15 protein-coding genes are annotated in these 17,369 nt (G+C 54.9%); 10 read left to right on the forward strand and 5 right to left on the reverse strand.

Annotation, left to right across the window (positions count from 1 at the left end):
- Positions 1-10: 10 nt before the first annotated feature.
- The 6 genes from kdpC to potE all read left to right on the forward strand — a co-directional run bounded on the left by kdpC (position 11) and on the right by potE (position 8,100).
- The gene (kdpC, locus tag F153LOC_RS04930; RefSeq protein WP_102104158.1) at positions 11-586 is read left to right on the forward strand and encodes a potassium-transporting ATPase subunit KdpC; all 576 of its coding nucleotides are present in this window, start codon (positions 11-13) and stop codon (positions 584-586) included.
- Entirely contained in the window at positions 587-3,274 is a 2,688-nt protein-coding gene (gene kdpD / locus F153LOC_RS04935; protein ID WP_100777192.1) for a two-component system sensor histidine kinase KdpD, read from the forward strand.
- Positions 3,271-3,948 carry a two-component system response regulator KdpE gene (gene kdpE, locus F153LOC_RS04940; protein WP_102104159.1) on the forward strand — a complete coding sequence of 226 codons (678 nt, stop codon included), beginning with the start codon at positions 3,271-3,273 and terminating at the stop codon, positions 3,946-3,948. The genes kdpD and kdpE overlap by 4 nt, the downstream gene beginning before the upstream one ends.
- Before the next feature lie 279 nt (positions 3,949-4,227).
- Positions 4,228-4,332 carry a leader peptide SpeFL gene (gene speFL / locus F153LOC_RS21505; protein WP_106875989.1) on the forward strand — a complete coding sequence of 35 codons (105 nt, stop codon included), beginning with the start codon at positions 4,228-4,230 and terminating at the stop codon, positions 4,330-4,332.
- Between the two features lie 256 nt (positions 4,333-4,588).
- Positions 4,589-6,787, forward strand: coding sequence for an ornithine decarboxylase SpeF (gene speF / locus F153LOC_RS04945; RefSeq protein WP_102104160.1), 2,199 nt, complete (start codon positions 4,589-4,591; stop codon positions 6,785-6,787).
- Positions 6,784-8,100, forward strand: coding sequence for a putrescine-ornithine antiporter (gene potE, locus F153LOC_RS04950; protein WP_100777195.1), 1,317 nt, complete (start codon positions 6,784-6,786; stop codon positions 8,098-8,100). Before speF ends, potE begins: the two co-directional genes overlap by 4 nt.
- Before the next feature lie 127 nt (positions 8,101-8,227).
- Here potE and pgm read toward each other — a convergent pair whose 3' ends face one another.
- Both pgm and seqA read right to left on the reverse strand, forming a co-directional pair.
- Positions 8,228-9,868 carry a phosphoglucomutase (alpha-D-glucose-1,6-bisphosphate-dependent) gene (pgm, locus tag F153LOC_RS04955; protein ID WP_100777196.1) on the reverse strand — a complete coding sequence of 547 codons (1,641 nt, stop codon included), beginning with the start codon at positions 9,866-9,868 and terminating at the stop codon, positions 8,228-8,230.
- 24 nt (positions 9,869-9,892) lie between these two features.
- A complete protein-coding gene (gene seqA, locus F153LOC_RS04960) occupies positions 9,893-10,435 on the reverse strand; it encodes a replication initiation negative regulator SeqA (protein ID WP_100777197.1) in 543 nt (180 codons plus the stop codon).
- Between the two features lie 183 nt (positions 10,436-10,618).
- On the opposite strand from seqA, the gene ybfF reads away from it, so the two are divergent.
- From ybfF to fur, 4 genes are all read left to right on the forward strand, one after another.
- The gene (gene ybfF / locus F153LOC_RS04965) at positions 10,619-11,392 is read left to right on the forward strand and encodes an esterase (protein ID WP_102104161.1); all 774 of its coding nucleotides are present in this window, start codon (positions 10,619-10,621) and stop codon (positions 11,390-11,392) included.
- 128 nt (positions 11,393-11,520) lie between these two features.
- Positions 11,521-11,808, forward strand: coding sequence for a LexA regulated protein (gene ybfE, locus F153LOC_RS04970; protein WP_102104162.1), 288 nt, complete (start codon positions 11,521-11,523; stop codon positions 11,806-11,808).
- Between the two features lie 157 nt (positions 11,809-11,965).
- Positions 11,966-12,496 carry a flavodoxin FldA gene (gene fldA / locus F153LOC_RS04975; RefSeq protein ID WP_059178645.1) on the forward strand — a complete coding sequence of 177 codons (531 nt, stop codon included), beginning with the start codon at positions 11,966-11,968 and terminating at the stop codon, positions 12,494-12,496.
- A gap of 294 nt (positions 12,497-12,790) precedes the next feature.
- Positions 12,791-13,237, forward strand: coding sequence for a ferric iron uptake transcriptional regulator (gene fur, locus F153LOC_RS04985; RefSeq protein ID WP_064325325.1), 447 nt, complete (start codon positions 12,791-12,793; stop codon positions 13,235-13,237).
- Between the two features lie 105 nt (positions 13,238-13,342).
- Here fur and chiQ read toward each other — a convergent pair whose 3' ends face one another.
- From chiQ to glnS, 3 genes are all read right to left on the reverse strand, one after another.
- The gene (gene chiQ / locus F153LOC_RS04990; RefSeq protein ID WP_369804789.1) at positions 13,343-13,675 is read right to left on the reverse strand and encodes a ChiQ/YbfN family lipoprotein; all 333 of its coding nucleotides are present in this window, start codon (positions 13,673-13,675) and stop codon (positions 13,343-13,345) included.
- A gap of 43 nt (positions 13,676-13,718) precedes the next feature.
- On the reverse strand, positions 13,719-15,116 hold the full coding sequence (chiP, locus tag F153LOC_RS04995; protein WP_100777201.1) for a chitoporin: 1,398 nt from the start codon (positions 15,114-15,116) through the stop codon (positions 13,719-13,721).
- A 441-nt stretch (positions 15,117-15,557) separates the two neighbouring features.
- The gene (glnS, locus tag F153LOC_RS05000; RefSeq protein ID WP_100777202.1) at positions 15,558-17,225 is read right to left on the reverse strand and encodes a glutamine--tRNA ligase; all 1,668 of its coding nucleotides are present in this window, start codon (positions 17,223-17,225) and stop codon (positions 15,558-15,560) included.
- Between the last annotated feature and the right edge of the window lie 144 nt (positions 17,226-17,369).

The raw sequence follows: 17,369 nt of genomic DNA on the forward strand, positions 1-17,369 counted from the left end.
GAGAAATCAAATGACTATGTTACGTCCCGCTATACTTCTGTTTATTCTGCTGTCGCTGATTACCGGTGGGCTTTACCCGCTGGTGACCACCGCGCTGGGCCAGTGGTGGTTTAAGGATCAGGCCAACGGCTCGCTGATTATGCAAAACGGTGAGAGCCGCGGTTCGCGCCTGATTGGGCAGAACTTTACCGATGCCCGTTACTTTCAGGGGCGTCCTTCCGCCACCGCTGAAACCCCGTATAATCCAATGGCATCGGGTGGCAGCAACCTGGCAGGAAGTAATCCTGAACTGGATAAAGCCGTGAGTGAACGCGTCAGCGCCCTGCGCGCGGCTAACCCGCAGGCGAACCCGACGGTGCCCGTTGAACTGGTCACCGCTTCGGCCAGCGGGCTGGATTATAGCCTGACGCCCGCCGCTGTGACGTGGCAAATCCCGCGCGTGGCGGCCGCGCGCGGGCTGACCACTGACCAGGTCAGCAAACTGGTTGCTGAACATACGCAAAAACCGCTGGTCAGCTTTATTGGCATGCCGGTCGTGAATATTGTTGAGCTGAATCTGGCGCTGGACGCGCTAAGGAAAAACTAAATGACCGACGAGCCCCTGCGCCCGAATCCGGATCGGCTGCTTGAGCAGACCGCTGAAGCGCATCGCGGCAAATTAAAAGTGTTTTTCGGCGCCTGTGCGGGCGTCGGGAAAACCTACGCCATGCTAACCGAGGCGCAGCGTTTGCGGGCGCAGGGGCTGGATATTCTCATCGGCGTGGTGGAAACCCACGGGCGTAAAGAGACAGCGGCGCTGCTGGAGGGGCTGGCGACGCAGCCGGCCCGTCGCATCAGCCATCGCAGCCGTCTGGTCTCCGAGTTTGATCTCGACGCCGCCCTCGCCCGCCGTCCGGCATTAATTCTGATGGACGAACTGGCGCACAGTAATGCGCCAGGCTCGCGTCATCCCAAGCGCTGGCAGGATGTCGAAGAGCTGCTGGAAGCGGGTATCGACGTCTTTACCACCGTTAACGTGCAGCATCTGGAAAGCCTGAACGACGTGGTCAGCGGCGTCACCGGCATTCAGGTGCGTGAAACCGTCCCCGATCCCTTTTTTGATTCCGCCGATGAAGTGGTGCTGGTCGATCTCCCCCCGGACGATCTGCGCCAGCGCCTGCACGAGGGCAAAGTCTATATCGCCGGACAGGCCGAACGCGCTATCGAGCACTTTTTCCGTAAAGGGAACCTGATTGCCCTGCGCGAACTGGCGCTGCGGCGCACCGCCGATCGGGTGGACGATCAGATGCGCGCCTGGCGCGACCGACAGGGGCAGGACCGCGTCTGGCATACCCGCGACGCTATTTTGCTCTGCATCGGGCACAGCGGCGGCAACGAGAAACTGGTGCGTACCGCCGCGCGGCTGGCGGCAAAATTCGGCAGCGCCTGGCATGCGGTTTACGTCGAAACCCCACACCTGCACGCCCTGCCGGAAAATCAGCGGCGCGCTATCCTTAGCGCCCTGCGCCTTGCCCAGGAGTTAGGCGCGGAGACCGCTACCTTGTCCGATCCAGCAGAAGATAAAGCCATCCTGCGCTACGCCAGGGAACATAATCTCGGCAAAATCGTCATCGGGCGTCGTCAGCATCGCCGCTGGTTCAGCCGCGAATCTTTCGCTGACAAACTGGCGAAACGCGCGCCGGATCTGGATCTGGTGATTGTCGCGCTCGACGAAAAACCAGCCCCCCTTCCCAGCCGCACGCCTGACGCCCGCAGCTTTGGCGATAAATGGCGCATCCAGCTCAGAGGCTGCTTGGTGGCGACGGTGCTTTGCGCCCTGATCACCATTGTCGCCAGCCAATGGCTGATTGCCTTTGACGCCGCCAACCTGGTGATGGTCTATCTGCTGGGTGTGGTGGTGGTGGCTTTGCTCTACGGGCGCTGGCCGTCGGTACTGGCGACGATCATTAACGTCGCCAGCTTTGACCTCTTCTTCATCGCCCCGCGCGGTACGCTGGCGGTGTCGGATGTGCAGTACATTCTGACGTTTGCCGTGATGCTGACCGTCGGGCTGGTGATTGGTAATCTCACCGCGGGCGTGCGCTACCAGGCGCGTATCGCCCGCTACCGCGAACAGCGCACGCGCCATCTGTATGAGATGTCGAAATCGCTCGCCGTCGGGCGCACGCCGCTGGATATCGTCCAGACCAGCGAGCAGTTTATTCGCTCCACGTTCCAGGCCAGCAGCCTGATTTTGCTCCCGGACGAGCACGGAAAACTGCGCCCGCTCACCTCGGCCAACGGCATGACGCCGTGGGATGAAGCCATCGCCCGCTGGAGTTTTGACAAAGGGCTGCCCGCCGGAGCCGGAACCGATACGCTACCCGGCGTGCCCTATCTGATTCTCCCCCTGCGCAGCGCCGATAAAACCTTGGGGCTGGTGATTGTTGAGCCGTCGAACCTGCGACAGCTGATGATCCCGGAACAGCAGCGTCTGCTGGAAACCTTTACCCTGCTGGTTGCCAGCGCGCTGGAGCGTCTGGCCCTCACCACCAGCGAAGAGCAAGCGCGGCTGGCGAGCGAGCGCGAAAGTATTCGCAACTCCCTGCTGGCGGCGCTCTCTCACGATCTGCGCACGCCGCTGACGGTGCTGTTTGGCCAGTCGGAGATCCTGACCCTCGACCTGGCGGCGGAAAATTCCCCTCACGCTCTGCAGGCCAGCGAGATCCGCCAGCACGTGCTGAACACCACCCGGCTGGTGAATAATTTGCTCGATATGGCGCGTATTCAGTCCGGTGGGTTTAACCTTAAAAAAGAGTGGCTGACGCTGGAAGAGGTGGTCGGCAGCGCGTTACAAATGCTGGAGCCAGGGCTGGGCGGTCGCCATATCACCCTCGACATGCCTGAACCGCTCACGCTGATCCACGTCGACGGGCCGCTGTTCGAGCGCGTGCTGATCAATCTTCTGGAGAATGCGGCGAAATACGCGGGCGCAAAAGCGGAAATTGGTTTAACGGCGGGCGTCGCGCATCAGGCACTGCGCCTTGAAGTGTGGGACGACGGGCCGGGCATTCCGTCCGGTCAGGAAAGCGCGATTTTTGAGAAGTTTGCGCGCGGGAATAAAGAGTCGGCCATTCCCGGTGTCGGGCTGGGGCTGGCCATCTGTCAGGCGATTGTCGATGTGCACGGCGGAACCATTACCGCTCACAACCGACCGGAAGGAGGAGCCTGTTTTTGTGTTACACTTCCGCTGGATGTCCCGCCAGAAATGAATGAATTACCCGAGGATTTGTGATTAACGTCCTGATTGTTGAAGACGAACTCGCCATTAGCCGTTTCCTGCGCGCTGCGCTGGAGGGAGACGGCTTGCGCGTGTATGACGCCGGGACATTACAGCGCGGACTTATCGAAGCGGCCACCCGCAAACCCGACCTGGTGATCCTCGATTTAGGCCTCCCCGACGGCGACGGTCTCGATTTTATCCGCGAAGTGCGCCAGTGGAGCCAAATGCCCATCATTGTGCTCTCTGCCCGCGCCGAAGAGACGGATAAAATTGCGGCGCTGGACGCCGGGGCCGATGACTATCTCAGCAAACCTTTTGGTATTGGTGAACTTCAGGCGCGCCTGCGCGTGGCGCTGCGCCGCCACAGTGCGACGACGCCGTCCGATCCGGTGTTTACCTTTTCAGATATCCATGTCGATCTGCCTGCCCGTCGAATTCTGCGCGGTACCCAAGAGATCCACCTCACCCCGATTGAGTTTCGCCTGCTGGCCGTGCTGCTTAACAATCACGGCAAAGTGCTGACCCAACGTCAGCTGCTTAATCAGGTCTGGGGACCGAACGCCGTTGAGCATAGTCATTATTTACGCATATATATGGGCCACCTTCGTCAAAAACTTGAGACTGACCCCGCACGCCCCCGCCATTTATTAACTGAAACCGGTATCGGTTATCGGTTTATGCTTTGAATAATTATTCAGAATTAACTCAATTAAATTAGCTCAACATATTTCTGCGTTTTTAATTATTACGAAAACACGTATTCCCGCCCTCTTTAAATTAAATAAACACACCAGTAATACATTGTATTAACATTAGTAATACAAAGCAGCGTTATGCACTGCTCTATTCACGCAAAACGAATATTTATTTCTGATTTGATCGGTTATTGGTGATCTCCTTCACGGTTTGCTGCCTTTTCATGGATAAAATGGCCTTGCTTTCAATTACTGAAAGGAAAAACAGTCATGGAAAACAATAATCGTTTAATGCCGCATATAAGGCGAACAACGCATATTATGATGTTCGCCCACCGCAATAGCTTTGACTTTCACTTCTTCAACGCCCGGTAGTCCTTCGACCCAGGGCGCGTCTGCTTACAGGTTCTCCTGAAACACCCTGACTTACAGGCATTTGCCTGTGGGCACTGCGCTCCTTTTCCTTAAATCCTGTCTATTCCGTTTCCGGACGGCCTGGGATTTAACTCATCAAAAAGCAATTCACTGATTTTTTATCAGCGGCTCCTCTTTGCTTTTTTTTCCGGACTATTTCGATTTCTTATTTATACGAAGTCGAAGGACAAATATTGCCTAAAATAAAGAGATAAATATGAAAATGCTAAAAATCGCTGCCAGCCGCGCTTGCCCGGACTGCTTCACCACTACTCGGGAAATGGTCGACGCCAGTGCGACCGATTATATTGATGTGGCAGCCGTAGTACTGGCCGTCGGCGATATTTTTAATGGCACCATTGAAGAAATAGAAGCCACCGGTTTTGGGATCCCGGTATTTATCGCGACGCACAAAGAAGAGATGGTTCCGGCCGAATATTTGCCGCGCATTCACGGCGTATTTGAGTGCAACGACACCAGCAACGATTTCTACGGACGCCAGCTGGAAGCCGCCGCGCTGAAGTATGAAACTCAGCTGCGCCCGCCGTTCTTCCGCGCGCTGGTAGATTACGTCAAACAGGGTAACAGCGCCTTTGATTGCCCGGGGCATCAGGGCGGTCAGTTCTTCCGCCGTCACCCTGCCGGTAATCAGTTTGTCGATTTCTTTGGCGAGACGCTGTTCCGCTCTGACCTGTGCAATGCCGACGTGGCGATGGGCGATCTGCTCATTCACGAAGGTGCACCCTGTACGGCACAAAAACATGCGGCGAAAGTGTTTAACGCCGATAAGACCTACTTCGTGCTGAACGGCACGTCGTCGTCCAACAAAGTGGTGCTGAACGCCCTGCTGACGCCGGGCGATCTGGTGCTGTTTGACCGTAACAACCATAAATCTAACCATCACGGCGCGCTGCTGCAGGCCGGTGCAACGCCGGTCTATCTGGAAACCGCTCGCAACCCGTACGGCTTTATCGGCGGGATTGACGCCCATTGCTTCGAAGAGAATTATCTGCGCGAACTGGTGGCCGAAGTGGCTCCGGGCCGGATGCGCGATCAGCGTCCGTTCCGCCTGGCAGTCATTCAGCTCGGCACCTACGATGGCACCATCTACAACGCCCGTCAGGTGGTCGATAAGATTGGTCATCTGTGCGACTACATCCTGTTTGACTCGGCGTGGGTCGGCTACGAGCAGTTTATTCCCATGATGGCAGATTGTTCCCCGCTGCTGCTGGAGCTGAACGAGAACGATCCGGGAATTCTGGTCACTCAGTCGGTGCATAAGCAGCAGGCAGGCTTCTCTCAGACTTCGCAGATCCACAAAAAAGACAGCCATATCAAAGGCCAGCAGCGCTACGTTCCGCACAAACGTCTGAACAACGCGTTCATGATGCACGCCTCTACCAGCCCGTTCTATCCGCTGTTTGCCGCGCTGGACATCAACGCCCGCATGCATGAGGGCCAGAGCGGACGCAACATGTGGATGGACTGCGTGGTGAACGGTATCGAAGCGCGCAAGCTGATCCTGCAAAACTGCCAGTTCATCCGCCCGTTTGTGCCTGAAACGGTAGATGGCAAGCCGTGGGAAAGCTGGCCGACGGCAGAGATCTCCACGGATCTGCGCTTCTTCCACTTTGTGCCGGGTGAAAACTGGCATGCCTTCGAAGGTTACGCTGAGCATCAGTATTTTATCGATCCGTGCAAACTCCTGCTGACCACGCCCGGCATCAACGCCCGTACCGGGGAATACGACGATTTCGGCGTACCGGCTACCATCCTCGCTAACTTCCTGCGCGAAAACGGCATCGTCCCGGAAAAATGCGATCTCAACTCCATCCTGTTCCTGCTGACGCCTGCCGAAGACATGGGCAAGTTGCAGCAACTGATCGCTCAACTGGTGCGTTTCGAGAAACTGCTGGAAACTGATGCGCCGCTGAAAGAGGTGCTGCCGTCCCTCTACAAGCAGCATCCTGAGCGCTACGCCGGTTATTCTCTGCGCCAAATTTGCCAGGAGATGCATGACCTTTACGCCCGTCACAACGTGAAACAGCTGCAAAAAGAGATGTTCCGCAAGGCGCATTTCCCGCAAGTGAAAATGAACCCGCAGGCGGCGAACTACGCCTATCTGCGCGGCGAAGTGGAGCTGGTCTCTCTGCGCGATGCAGAAGGCCGTATTGCCGCGGAAGGCGCGCTCCCTTACCCACCGGGCGTGCTGTGCGTGGTGCCGGGTGAAGTGTGGGGCGACGCGGTTCTGCGCTATTTCACAGCGCTGGAAGAAGGGATTAACCTTCTGCCGGGCTTCGCGCCAGAACTCCAGGGTGTGTACGTCGAAGAGTGCGACGGACGCAAACAGGTTCGCTGTTACGTGATTAAGCAGCCAGCCGCCCAGCCCGCGCTGCTGAAAGGGGAAACACTATGAGTAAAAAATCCAACAAGATGGGCGTGGTGCAGCTCACCGTCCTGACCATGGTCAATATGATGGGCTCGGGGATTATTATGCTCCCGACCAAACTCGCCGAAGTCGGTACCATCTCAATTATCTCCTGGCTAGTGACCGCCGTTGGCTCGATGGCACTGGCGTGGGCTTTCGCCAAATGCGGGATGTTCAGCCGTAAGTCCGGCGGGATGGGCGGTTACGCGGAGTATGCCTTCGGCAAGTCGGGCAACTTTATGGCCAACTATACCTACGGTGTGTCGCTGCTGATCGCTAACGTCGCGATTGCGATTTCGGCGGTCGGGTACGGCACCGAGCTGTTCGGCGTCGCCCTGAGCCCGGTGCAGATCGGTATCGCGACCATCGGCGTGCTGTGGCTTTGTACCGTCGCTAACTTCGGCGGCGCGCGCATCACCGGGCAGATCAGCAGTATCACCGTCTGGGGGGTGATCATCCCGGTGGTGGGTCTGTGCATTATCGGCTGGTTCTGGTTTAGTCCGACGCTGTACGCCAACTCCTGGAACCCGCACCACGTGCCGTTCTTCGCGGCGGTCGGTTCCTCAATCGCCATGACGCTGTGGGCTTTCCTTGGGCTGGAATCGGCCTGTGCGAACGCCGAGGTGGTGGAAAACCCGGAACGCAACGTGCCGATCGCGGTACTGGGCGGGACGCTGGGGGCTGCGGTGATTTACATCGTCTCCACCAACGTGATTGCCGGGATTGTGCCGAACATGGATCTGGCGAATTCGACCGCGCCGTTTGGCCTGGCGTTTGCGCAGATGTTCACGCCGGAAGTCGGGAAAGTGATCATGGGCCTGATGGTGATGTCCTGCTGCGGTTCGCTGCTCGGCTGGCAGTTCACCATTGCCCAGGTGTTTAAATCCTCAGCCGACTCCGGATATTTCCCGAAAATCTTCTCCCGCGTCAGCAAGTCCGACGCACCGATTCAGGGGATGCTGGCGATTGTTATTTTCCAGAGTGGGTTGTCGCTGATGACCATTAGCCCGTCGCTGAACAGCCAGTTCAACGTGCTGGTGAACCTGGCGGTGGTGACCAACATTATTCCGTATATTCTGTCGATGGCCGCACTGGTGATTATCCAGAAAATGGCGAATGTCGATCCCCGAAAAGCGAAGATTGCGAATTTCGTGGCGCTGGTTGGGGCGATATACAGCTTCTATGCGCTCTACTCTTCCGGCCAGGAAGCGATGCTGTACGGGGCGATGGTGACGTTTATGGGCTGGACGTTGTACGGTCTGGTGTCGCCAAGATTTGAGCTGAAGAATAAGCACAGCTAAGAGCGACAAAAAAGCCCGGGGGCATTACTGCCCACCGGGCCTGCGAGGTAAAAGCAAAACGGCAACCGAGGTTGCCGCTTTTAATGTTTCCCTCACGCCTGTCGGCTGAGGGTATCAGACCGCAGACTTACGCGTTCTTCAGCACTTCACTCACAATCTCAACCGCTTCTTTCTCGATCAGCTTACGGTGTTCGTCGCCGAGGAAGCTTTCGCAGTAGATTTTGTACGCATCTTCCGTACCGGACGGACGCGCGGCGAACCAGCCGTTATCTGTCATCACTTTCAGACCGCCGATTGACGCACCGTTACCGGGTGCCGCCGTCAGACGTGCGGTGATCGGGTCGCCTGCCAGCGTGTTAGCGCTCACCATCTCTGGAGAGAGCTTAGACAGCGCGGCTTTCTGAGCGGATGTCGCACCGGCCTGAATACGGTTATAGCTTGGCGCACCAAAGCGAGCCGCCAGCTCGTTGTAGTGTTCCTGAGGGTTTTTGCCGGTGACGGCGGTGATTTCCGCGGCCAGCAGGCACATGATGATCCCGTCTTTGTCCGTCGACCACGGCGTACCGTCGAAACGCAGGAAGGATGCACCCGCGCTCTCTTCGCCGCCAAAACCAAAGCTGCCGTCGTGCAGACCGTCAACGAACCATTTGAAGCCCACTGGCACTTCTACCAGCTTGCGGCCTAAATCATTCACCACGCGGTCAATCATCGCGGAAGAGACCAGCGTTTTACCGACAGCCACCTCTTTGCCCCACTGTGGGCGATGCTGGAACAGATAGTTAATCGCCACAGCCAGGTAGTGGTTCGGATTCATCAGGCCCGCAGGAGTAACGATACCGTGGCGGTCGTAGTCCGGGTCGTTGGCAAAGGCCAGATCGAATTTATCGCGCAGGGCCAGCAGACCCGCCATTGCGCACTCGGAGGAGCAGTCCATGCGGATTGCGCCATCTTTATCGAGGTGCATAAAGCGGAACGTCTGATCGACCTGATCGTTAACGATAGTCAGATCCAGCTTGTAGAATTCGGCAATGCGTTTCCAGTATTCGATACCGGAACCGCCGAGCGGATCCACGCCCAGCTTCAGGCCCGCTTTTTGAATCGCGGCGATATCAACAATATCGGCCAGCCCTTCGATGAACGGCTGAACCAGATCCAGCTCTTTCACGTGACCCGAAGCCATCGCCGCATCCAGAGAGATACGTTTTACGCCTTTCAGGCCGTCAGCCAGCAGCGCGTTGGCGCGGTCTTCGACCACTTTGGTGACATTGGTATCAGCCGGGCCACCGTTCGGTGGATTGTATTTGATACCGCCATCGTCCGGCGGGTTGTGCGAAGGGGTGATGACGATACCGTCAGCCTGCGCGCCACCTTTTTTGTTGTGCACCAGAATCGCGTTTGAGACCGCAGGCGTCGGGGTGAAGCCGTTGTCTTCCTGCACGATGACATCCACACCGTTCGCTGCCAGCACTTCCAGCACGGAAATGAACGCCGGTTCGGACAGCGCGTGGGTGTCTTTCCCGACATAGCACGGACCGGTCACGCCATTTTTAGCGCGCTCTTCCGCGATGGCCTGAGCAATGGCCAGAATATGCGGTTCGTTAAAGCTATGGCGCGCCGCGCTGCCGCGGTGGCCAGACGTACCAAACTTCACTGCGTGTTCTGCGTTGCCCACTTCCGGCTTCAGTACGTAATACTGCGCGGTGAGTTGAGCGACGTTAATCAAATCGCTTTGTTGTGCAGGCTGACCCGCACGATCGTGATTTGCCATTGCCTGGTCCTTCCTGTGCAAGGGTTAAATGGTACCGCAAACCTTTTCAATCAATTCCGCCGGGAATTGCATCGACTGCATGATGTGTTCGACCATGCTGCATTTGCGTCCGGTGTTGGTATTGGTGATGACCCAGTACGGCGTACCAGGGACATGTTTAGGTTTGGTTTGATTGCCGTTGGCAAGCAGCGTCTGTTCGTCGCCCGCGAAGTAAACGCGGGTACGGCCATGAAGCGAATCAGTGGCTTCAGCAAACGCTTTGTTATCCAGTGAATAGAGTGTAGACAGCACCAGCATAAAGCGGTTAACCGCTTTTTTCTGCTCGGCGTATTCGTCGGAAAGCAGCAGTTCACGCACCGCGCGGACTTTGTCTTTCACCGGTGCCACTGTTTTCGCTTCTGCGACCACATTTGGCTGACGAACCTCTTTAGAAACCGGAGTTGCAGGCTGTGAGGCGGCGGAAAATTTCAGCATGCGCCGTAAAATGTCTGATGCACTCTCGCCAATATGTCGCGTGTGGCTGGCAATATACTGATAGAGCTCATCATCAACTTCGATTGTTTTCATCTTAATCCAGTGCAATATCTTATCTGAATACAAGTCGTTGGGATTATAAGGGCTAATCCCAACCGCGGATAGGGTCAAACCTGGGTGGCGGCAAAAGTCAGATTAAACTGGAACCTTGCAGCCGGGCGGCAGAATGGTCAACATAATACCCTAACCTGACATACGTAAAAAAAGAACTTTGCCATGAAATTGAATAGCCGAGCGCAATCTGCACAATCGCCGAACAATAATTCTCCCATCGTACTGGTTCATGGCCTCTTTGGCAGCCTGGATAATCTGGGCGTGCTGGCCCGCGATCTGGTGACCGATCGCGATATTTTGCAGGTGGATATGCGTAACCACGGGCTTTCCGAGCGCAGCCCGGAGATGACTTACAGCGCGATGGCCCAGGATCTGCTGGATACTCTCGATGCGAATCAGATTGAAAAAGCGACGCTGATTGGCCATTCCATGGGCGGCAAAGCGGTGATGGCCCTGACGGCGCTGGCACCGGAGCGTATCGATCAGCTGGTGGTGATTGATGTCGCCCCGGTGGATTACGACGTGCGTCGCCACGACGAAATCTTTGCGGCGATTAATGCCGTGACCGAGGCCGGCGTGTCTACACGTCAGCAGGCCGCAGCCATCATGCGTGAACATCTGGATGAAGAAGGCGTGGTGCAGTTCCTGCTGAAATCTTTCGTCGATGGCGCTTGGCGTTTTAATGTGCCGGTGCTGTGGGATCAGTATCCTCAGATTGTCGGCTGGCAGACCGTTCCAGCCTGGCCACACCCTACCCTGTTTATTCGCGGCGGCAATTCTCCGTATGTCACCGATGCCTATCGCGATACGCTGCTGGCGCAATTCCCGCAGGCGCGTGCGCATGTGATTGCCGGAGCCGGGCACTGGGTTCACGCTGAAAAACCCGAACCCGTGCTGCGGGCGATCCGTCGCTATCTCTCTGATAAAGCGATTTGATTAAAAAGCCAGCGACCGGTTGCCCGCAGGCCACCAGTCGTTGGCGTGCAGGTATCCGTGATGTATGATGTCGCGCTCATCGCCCCGGCAATAGCAGGGCCGCTCGTTTTCCCCGAAGTCTCTGAATCATGGCCAAAGAACAAACGGACCGCACGACACTAGATCTGTTCGCGACTGAACGTCGACCGGGACGACCAAAAACCAATCCGCTTTCGCGTGATGAACAGTTGCGCATCAATAAGCGCAATCAGCTGAAACGCGACAAAAGTCGTGGGCTTAAACGCGTCGAGCTGAAACTCAACGCGGAGGCCGCCGACGCCTTAAGTGAACTGGCCGATGCCCGCGAGATCAGCCGCAGCGAGCTGATTGAAGAGATGCTGATGGCACAGCTTCAGGCATGGCGCAGCACCAGGTGATCGTCTGAAAATCCCCTCAATTGTCCCTTTCATGTAGCACAGAGTGCAGTCCCGCGTGATAGCTGTTTCCGCAGACTTCCCTGTTCTGCTATGATTGCCCTTATCCGTGGACAATTTGCGCCACCATACCATTAAGTTTCAAGAGGTTATTTCACTCATGGCAATCATCGGCATTTTCTTCGGCAGCGATACCGGTAATACCGAAAACATCGCAAAAAACATTCAAAAACAGCTTGGTAAAGACGTTGCCGACGTACATGACATTGCTAAGAGCAGCAAAGAGGATCTCGAAGGTTACGATATTCTGCTGCTTGGCATTCCAACCTGGTACTACGGCGAAGCACAGTGTGACTGGGATGATTTCTTCCCGACGCTGGAAGAAGTGGATTTCAACGGTAAACTCGTTGCCCTCTTCGGCTGCGGCGACCAGGAAGACTACGCGGAATACTTCTGTGATGCACTGGGCACTATCCGCGACATCATTGAACCGCGCGGCGCGGCAATCGTCGGTCACTGGCCAACGGCGGGTTATCATTTCGAAGCCTCTAAAGGCCTGGCGGATGACGACCACTTTGTCGGCCTGGCTATCGACGAAGACCGCCAGCCAGAACTGACCGCTGAGCGCGTCGACAAGTGGGTAAAACAGATCCGCGAAGAGCTGCACCTCGACGACATCCTGAACGCGTAATGCAGTGATGAGGTGCAACTGACTACGTTGCACCTCATTGATAGATAATAGCGATTAAAATAATTGCTACAAATTTTTAACTTTCGTGTTCATACCTGTACAATGTCCCCGGGTTAAAGTGGATGCCATCCAACAAGTTTGTTGGTGATACCACGTTTTTATAAGCATACTTTGCTTGAGACTTGCAGTTTTCATTTAGGCATGGCAGTTCTATAATGAGACGCATTATCCCAACTGCATTTTCTGTCACTTCTTCTAAGGAAGTGAATCGTTTAGCAACAGGACAGATTCCGCATGACTGACAACAATACCGCATTAAAGAAGGCTGGCCTGAAAGTTACGCTTCCTCGTTTAAAAATCCTGGAAGTTCTGCAAGGGCCGGACAACCATCACGTCAGTGCGGAAGACTTATACAAACGTCTGATCGACATGGGCGAAGAGATTGGACTGGCGACCGTATACCGCGTTCTGAACCAGTTCGATGACGCCGGGATTGTCACCCGACATAATTTCGAAGGCGGTAAATCCGTTTTTGAACTGACGCAACAGCATCATCACGATCACCTGATCTGCCTCGACTGTGGCAAGGTGATTGAATTCAGCGATGACTCTATCGAAGCACGTCAACGTGAAATCGCCACCCGACATGGCATCCGTCTGACCAACCACAGCCTGTACCTGTATGGTCATTGTGCTGAAGGCGATTGCCGCGAAAACGAGCATGCACACGATACCAAATAATCGTGTTACAAACTCTGAGCCAACCTGACGGTTGGCTTTTTTTTGCCTGCAATAAACGCAAAAACGCCCGGCAAGCTTTCGCGGCCGGGCGCTGAATACAACGAATTACTGTGCGTTGTTACTGCGAATCTCTTTCCAGATCTGATCGCAACGTTTTGCCACTTCCTGATCGTTACCGGTTTTACGCGCCTGAATGCAGGCCTGGTAATCCATCACGCGGATGTTTTCCTGCGTCGCGAACTGCTCATGGGCTTTCTCTTTCTTTAGCACCGTCAGTACGCTCTGACAGGCTTCGATTTTTTCCGGCGAGCCTTCAGCGGTGTTAATGCAGGTGCTGTAGGCCTCTTTCAGGCGAGAATCTTCTTTCTGTGCCTGAGGTTGTGCGCAAGCGGTCAGCCCTGCGGCCAGCACAGCAACGAATGCGATTTTCTTCAACATGTCGGTCTCCATTCCGGCGGGAGTGATCCCGCCAGATCGTTCATCAGAAGATGGTGAAAGGTGCGATAACCATGAATTTCACGTCACGCTCATCCTGGAAGATGTTGCCGTAACCGCCCGAGTAGCTCGGAATATCGGAGTGGTTGTCGTATTGCGTGAAGTGCAGTTTGAACATGGTGCCTTTGGCGCGACCATCCTGCAGGGTGTACATCGCATCCAGGCTGTATGAAGACTCTTTCAGACGATAGTTTGGATCGTAGTAAGCATCTGGCGTCGCCATGTCAGCTGGCTTCGCGTCCCATGCGTAGGCGTAAGATGCGCCCACCGCCCAGCCCGGCAGATTCCAGTTTTTAAGGTCATACATCGCGCCGAAGAAGAGCGCTTTTTCGCCGTCGGCGTTGAAATCAGAACGGTTATCCCACCAGATATCCAGACGACCGTTAGACGAGGCATACGTTGGCGTCATACGCTGCAGGAAGTAGCCCTGCTGCCCTTCCGCTTTAACGTAAGTTCCTTCGAGGCGTAAATCTACCTGACCAATTTTGTAGCCGAAGGTCAGTGCCTGCAGCCATGCGGTGCCGTCATACAGATCGTTTACGCCGCCATCGCTGACTTTGTCGCGCGTACCGTAGAACTGATAGCTGGTGGTCAGCGGGCCGCCAACGATATCGAATTTGTAGCTGGCTTTGGCGAAGTACTGATCGACGTAACCTTCTGCCTGACCGAATGCCGCTTCCAGTACCAGATCATTTTTGAAGTCATATTTCGCGCCGAGTGAGTGCAGATATTCCACCCGCGTCTTTTTATCGTTCTGGTAGAACTTGTCCATCTCGATGTGCCACGGCGCTTTGTACTCGTTGGTCCACATGTACGAGAAGCTCAACGCACCAGCGTCGCCATAATCAAAGTTCGCCCCGGCTTCTGCGCCCTGGTAAGTACCCGGCATGAAGCTCCAGTGCGGTGCTAACAGAGTCTGGCCGGTTGGCTGAATATAACCGCCGCGCGCCCATACCGGACCGTATTTAAATTTGGCCGCCGCTTTATACAGGCTGATACCACTCTTATCGCCCGACCAGTCTTCTTTGTAAGCTTTATTACTGGAGGAGAATGCGATTTCGTTCGGGTGTGCGCTATCGCCGTTTTCCGCCATTTCAATGGCAGTAAACGCGGCAATATCCAGGCCAAACATATCAGCGGCATAACCGGACTGGAAATCCAGGTTGGCGTTCCAGGTGGAGTGAGAAAGGTTTGTTTTATATTTGTCTTCGGTGACGTCTTTACGGTCACGTTCACGTTGCCAGTAATAGATACCGCCCGTGAGCGTTGAATCATCAATAAAGCCTGCTGCCTGAGCCTGCGGAGCCGCGATAAATCCCGACACTGCTGTCACACCGGCGATAGCCAGCGCCAGCGCACTACGTTTGCCACTGAACGTACGCATAGATTGTTCCTCTTTGACGAATAAAAGCGCCTTAAACGGCGAAAAATCTAAAAGACCAAATGGTCAGGGGTAGTCTGTAATACCCTCGAATTAACTACCGCCTTTAGACTATTTTTCGCGACGCGAATTATCAACGCTTTTCAGTGGGCAAAATGCAGGATTATGACGAAGTGCACATAATTGGTAGTGATTTGAAACATATCACTCGGGACAAGGCTTAATCAAAAAAAAATGGTTAAATTCAGTAGGTAATGATAATTGATAGCGCTTACATACTTTAATTTCGCTTATTTCACGTTACGCGAAACTTTATTAAAAAAAATAAGTAGCAGCTCATTGACGTGTAATTTGAATGTTAAAAATAGACGTAAAAAGTAAAAGCATGATCGATAAGCAAAAAAAACGCCGCGTTATGCGGCGTTTGTCTCTCATTGACCAGTCTTACTCGCCAATCTTGGCCCAGGTATCACGCAAACCGACGGTACGGTTAAATACCAGTTTGGTAGCGGTTGCATAACGGCTGTCGAGGCAGAAGTAACCTTCACGCTCGAACTGATATGCTTTGCCTGCTTCGGCCGTTTTCAGGGAAGGTTCTGCATAGCCCTGTTTGATGACCAATGATTCCTGGTTGATGGTCGCCAGGAAATCCTCTGCTGCGCCTGGATTAGGAACGCTGAACAGACGATCGTAAAGACGAATTTCAACCGGCAGTGCGTGTGCCGCGCTGACCCAGTGAATGACGCCCTTCACTTTGCGTCCGTCCGCCGGATCCTTGCTCAGGGTCTCGGCGTCGTAAGTGCAGAAGATGGTCGTGATGTTGCCTTCCGCGTCTTTTTCTACGCGCTCAGCTTTGATCACGTAGGCGTTGCGCAGGCGAACTTCTTTGCCCAGCACCAGACGTTTGTACTGCTTGTTCGCTTCTTCACGGAAGTCGGCGCGATCGATCCAGATCTCCGCGCTGAACGGCACTTCACGGCTGCCCATTTCCGGCTTGCTCGGATGATTAGGCATAGTGACCTGCTCGCTTTCACCCTGCGGGTAGTTTTCGATGACCAGTTTAACGGGATCGATAACCGCCATTGCGCGCGGGGCGTTTTCGTTCAGATCTTCGCGAATACAGGACTCCAGAGAGGCCATCTCAATGGTGTTGTCCTGCTTGGTCACGCCGATACGTTTGATGAACTCGCGAATAGAGGCCGCCGTGTAGCCGCGACGACGCAGACCGGAGATGGTCGGCATACGCGGGTCATCCCAGCCTTCAACGTGCTTGTCGGTCACCAGCAGGTTCAGCTTACGCTTGGACATCACGGTGTACTCCAGATTCAGACGAGAGAACTCGTACTGACGCGGATGCACAGGAATGGTGATGTTATCCAGCACCCAGTCGTACAAGCGACGGTTGTCCTGGAATTCCAGCGTACACAGAGAGTGCGTAATGCCTTCCAGCGCATCGCTGATGCAGTGGGTGAAGTCGTACATCGGGTAGATGCACCACTTATTGCCGGTCTGGTGGTGTTCGGCAAATTTAATGCGATACAGCACCGGATCGCGCATCACGATGAACGGAGACGCCATATCGATTTTCGCACGCAGACAGGCTTTACCTTCCTCGAAGCCACCGGCACGCATTTTTTCGAACAGTGCGAGGTTCTCTTCGACGCTGCGATCGCGGAACGGGCTGTTTTTGCCGGGTGCAGTCAGCGAGCCACGGTATTCGCGGATTTCATCTGCAGACAGCTCATCAACATAGGCCAGGCCTTTGTTGATCAGTTCAATCGCGTAAGCGTGCAGCTGATCAAAGTAGTCCGAGGAGTAGCAGATATCGCCAGACCAGCTGAAGCCTAACCATTGCACGTCGTTCTTAATGGACTCAACGTATTCGATGTCTTCTTTTACCGGGTTGGTGTCATCGAAACGCAGGTTGCACTGGCCCTGGTAATCTTGCGCAATGCCGAAGTTCAGACAGATAGATTTCGCATGCCCAATATGCAGGTAGCCGTTTGGCTCCGGCGGGAAACGGGTATGAACTGTGGTGTGCTTACCACTGGCCAGATCTTCATCGATGATCTGGCGAATAAAGTTACTCGGGCGGGCTTCAGCCTCACTCATCGTGGATTCCTCAAAGCGTAAACAACGTATAACGGCATATGATCTTATAAGCAGGACGTAGTGACAACCTTTAGTTATGCAAAAAACGGCTTTGAGGTGAATATTGGGGAGGATTGCTGCAAAAAAAAGCGGCGGAGGATATCC

The sequence above is a fragment of the Lelliottia sp. F153 genome (assembly GCF_002870005.1).
Lineage (GTDB): Bacteria > Pseudomonadota > Gammaproteobacteria > Enterobacterales > Enterobacteriaceae > Enterobacter > Enterobacter nimipressuralis.

Coding starts and splice junctions, on each gene's coding strand:
- kdpC (WP_102104158.1), top strand. CDS start 11: ATGACTATGTTACGTCCCGCTATACTTCTGTTTATTCTGCTGTCGCTG.
- kdpD (WP_100777192.1), top strand. CDS start 587: ATGACCGACGAGCCCCTGCGCCCGAATCCGGATCGGCTGCTTGAGCAG.
- speFL (WP_106875989.1), top strand. CDS start 4,228: ATGGAAAACAATAATCGTTTAATGCCGCATATAAGGCGAACAACGCAT.
- speF (WP_102104160.1), top strand. CDS start 4,589: ATGAAAATGCTAAAAATCGCTGCCAGCCGCGCTTGCCCGGACTGCTTC.
- potE (WP_100777195.1), top strand. CDS start 6,784: ATGAGTAAAAAATCCAACAAGATGGGCGTGGTGCAGCTCACCGTCCTG.
- pgm (WP_100777196.1), bottom strand. CDS start 9,868: ATGGCAAATCACGATCGTGCGGGTCAGCCTGCACAACAAAGCGATTTG.
- seqA (WP_100777197.1), bottom strand. CDS start 10,435: ATGAAAACAATCGAAGTTGATGATGAGCTCTATCAGTATATTGCCAGC.
- ybfF (WP_102104161.1), top strand. CDS start 10,619: ATGAAATTGAATAGCCGAGCGCAATCTGCACAATCGCCGAACAATAAT.
- ybfE (WP_102104162.1), top strand. CDS start 11,521: ATGGCCAAAGAACAAACGGACCGCACGACACTAGATCTGTTCGCGACT.
- fldA (WP_059178645.1), top strand. CDS start 11,966: ATGGCAATCATCGGCATTTTCTTCGGCAGCGATACCGGTAATACCGAA.
- fur (WP_064325325.1), top strand. CDS start 12,791: ATGACTGACAACAATACCGCATTAAAGAAGGCTGGCCTGAAAGTTACG.
- chiQ (WP_369804789.1), bottom strand. CDS start 13,675: ATGTTGAAGAAAATCGCATTCGTTGCTGTGCTGGCCGCAGGGCTGACC.
- chiP (WP_100777201.1), bottom strand. CDS start 15,116: ATGCGTACGTTCAGTGGCAAACGTAGTGCGCTGGCGCTGGCTATCGCC.
- glnS (WP_100777202.1), bottom strand. CDS start 17,225: ATGAGTGAGGCTGAAGCCCGCCCGAGTAACTTTATTCGCCAGATCATC.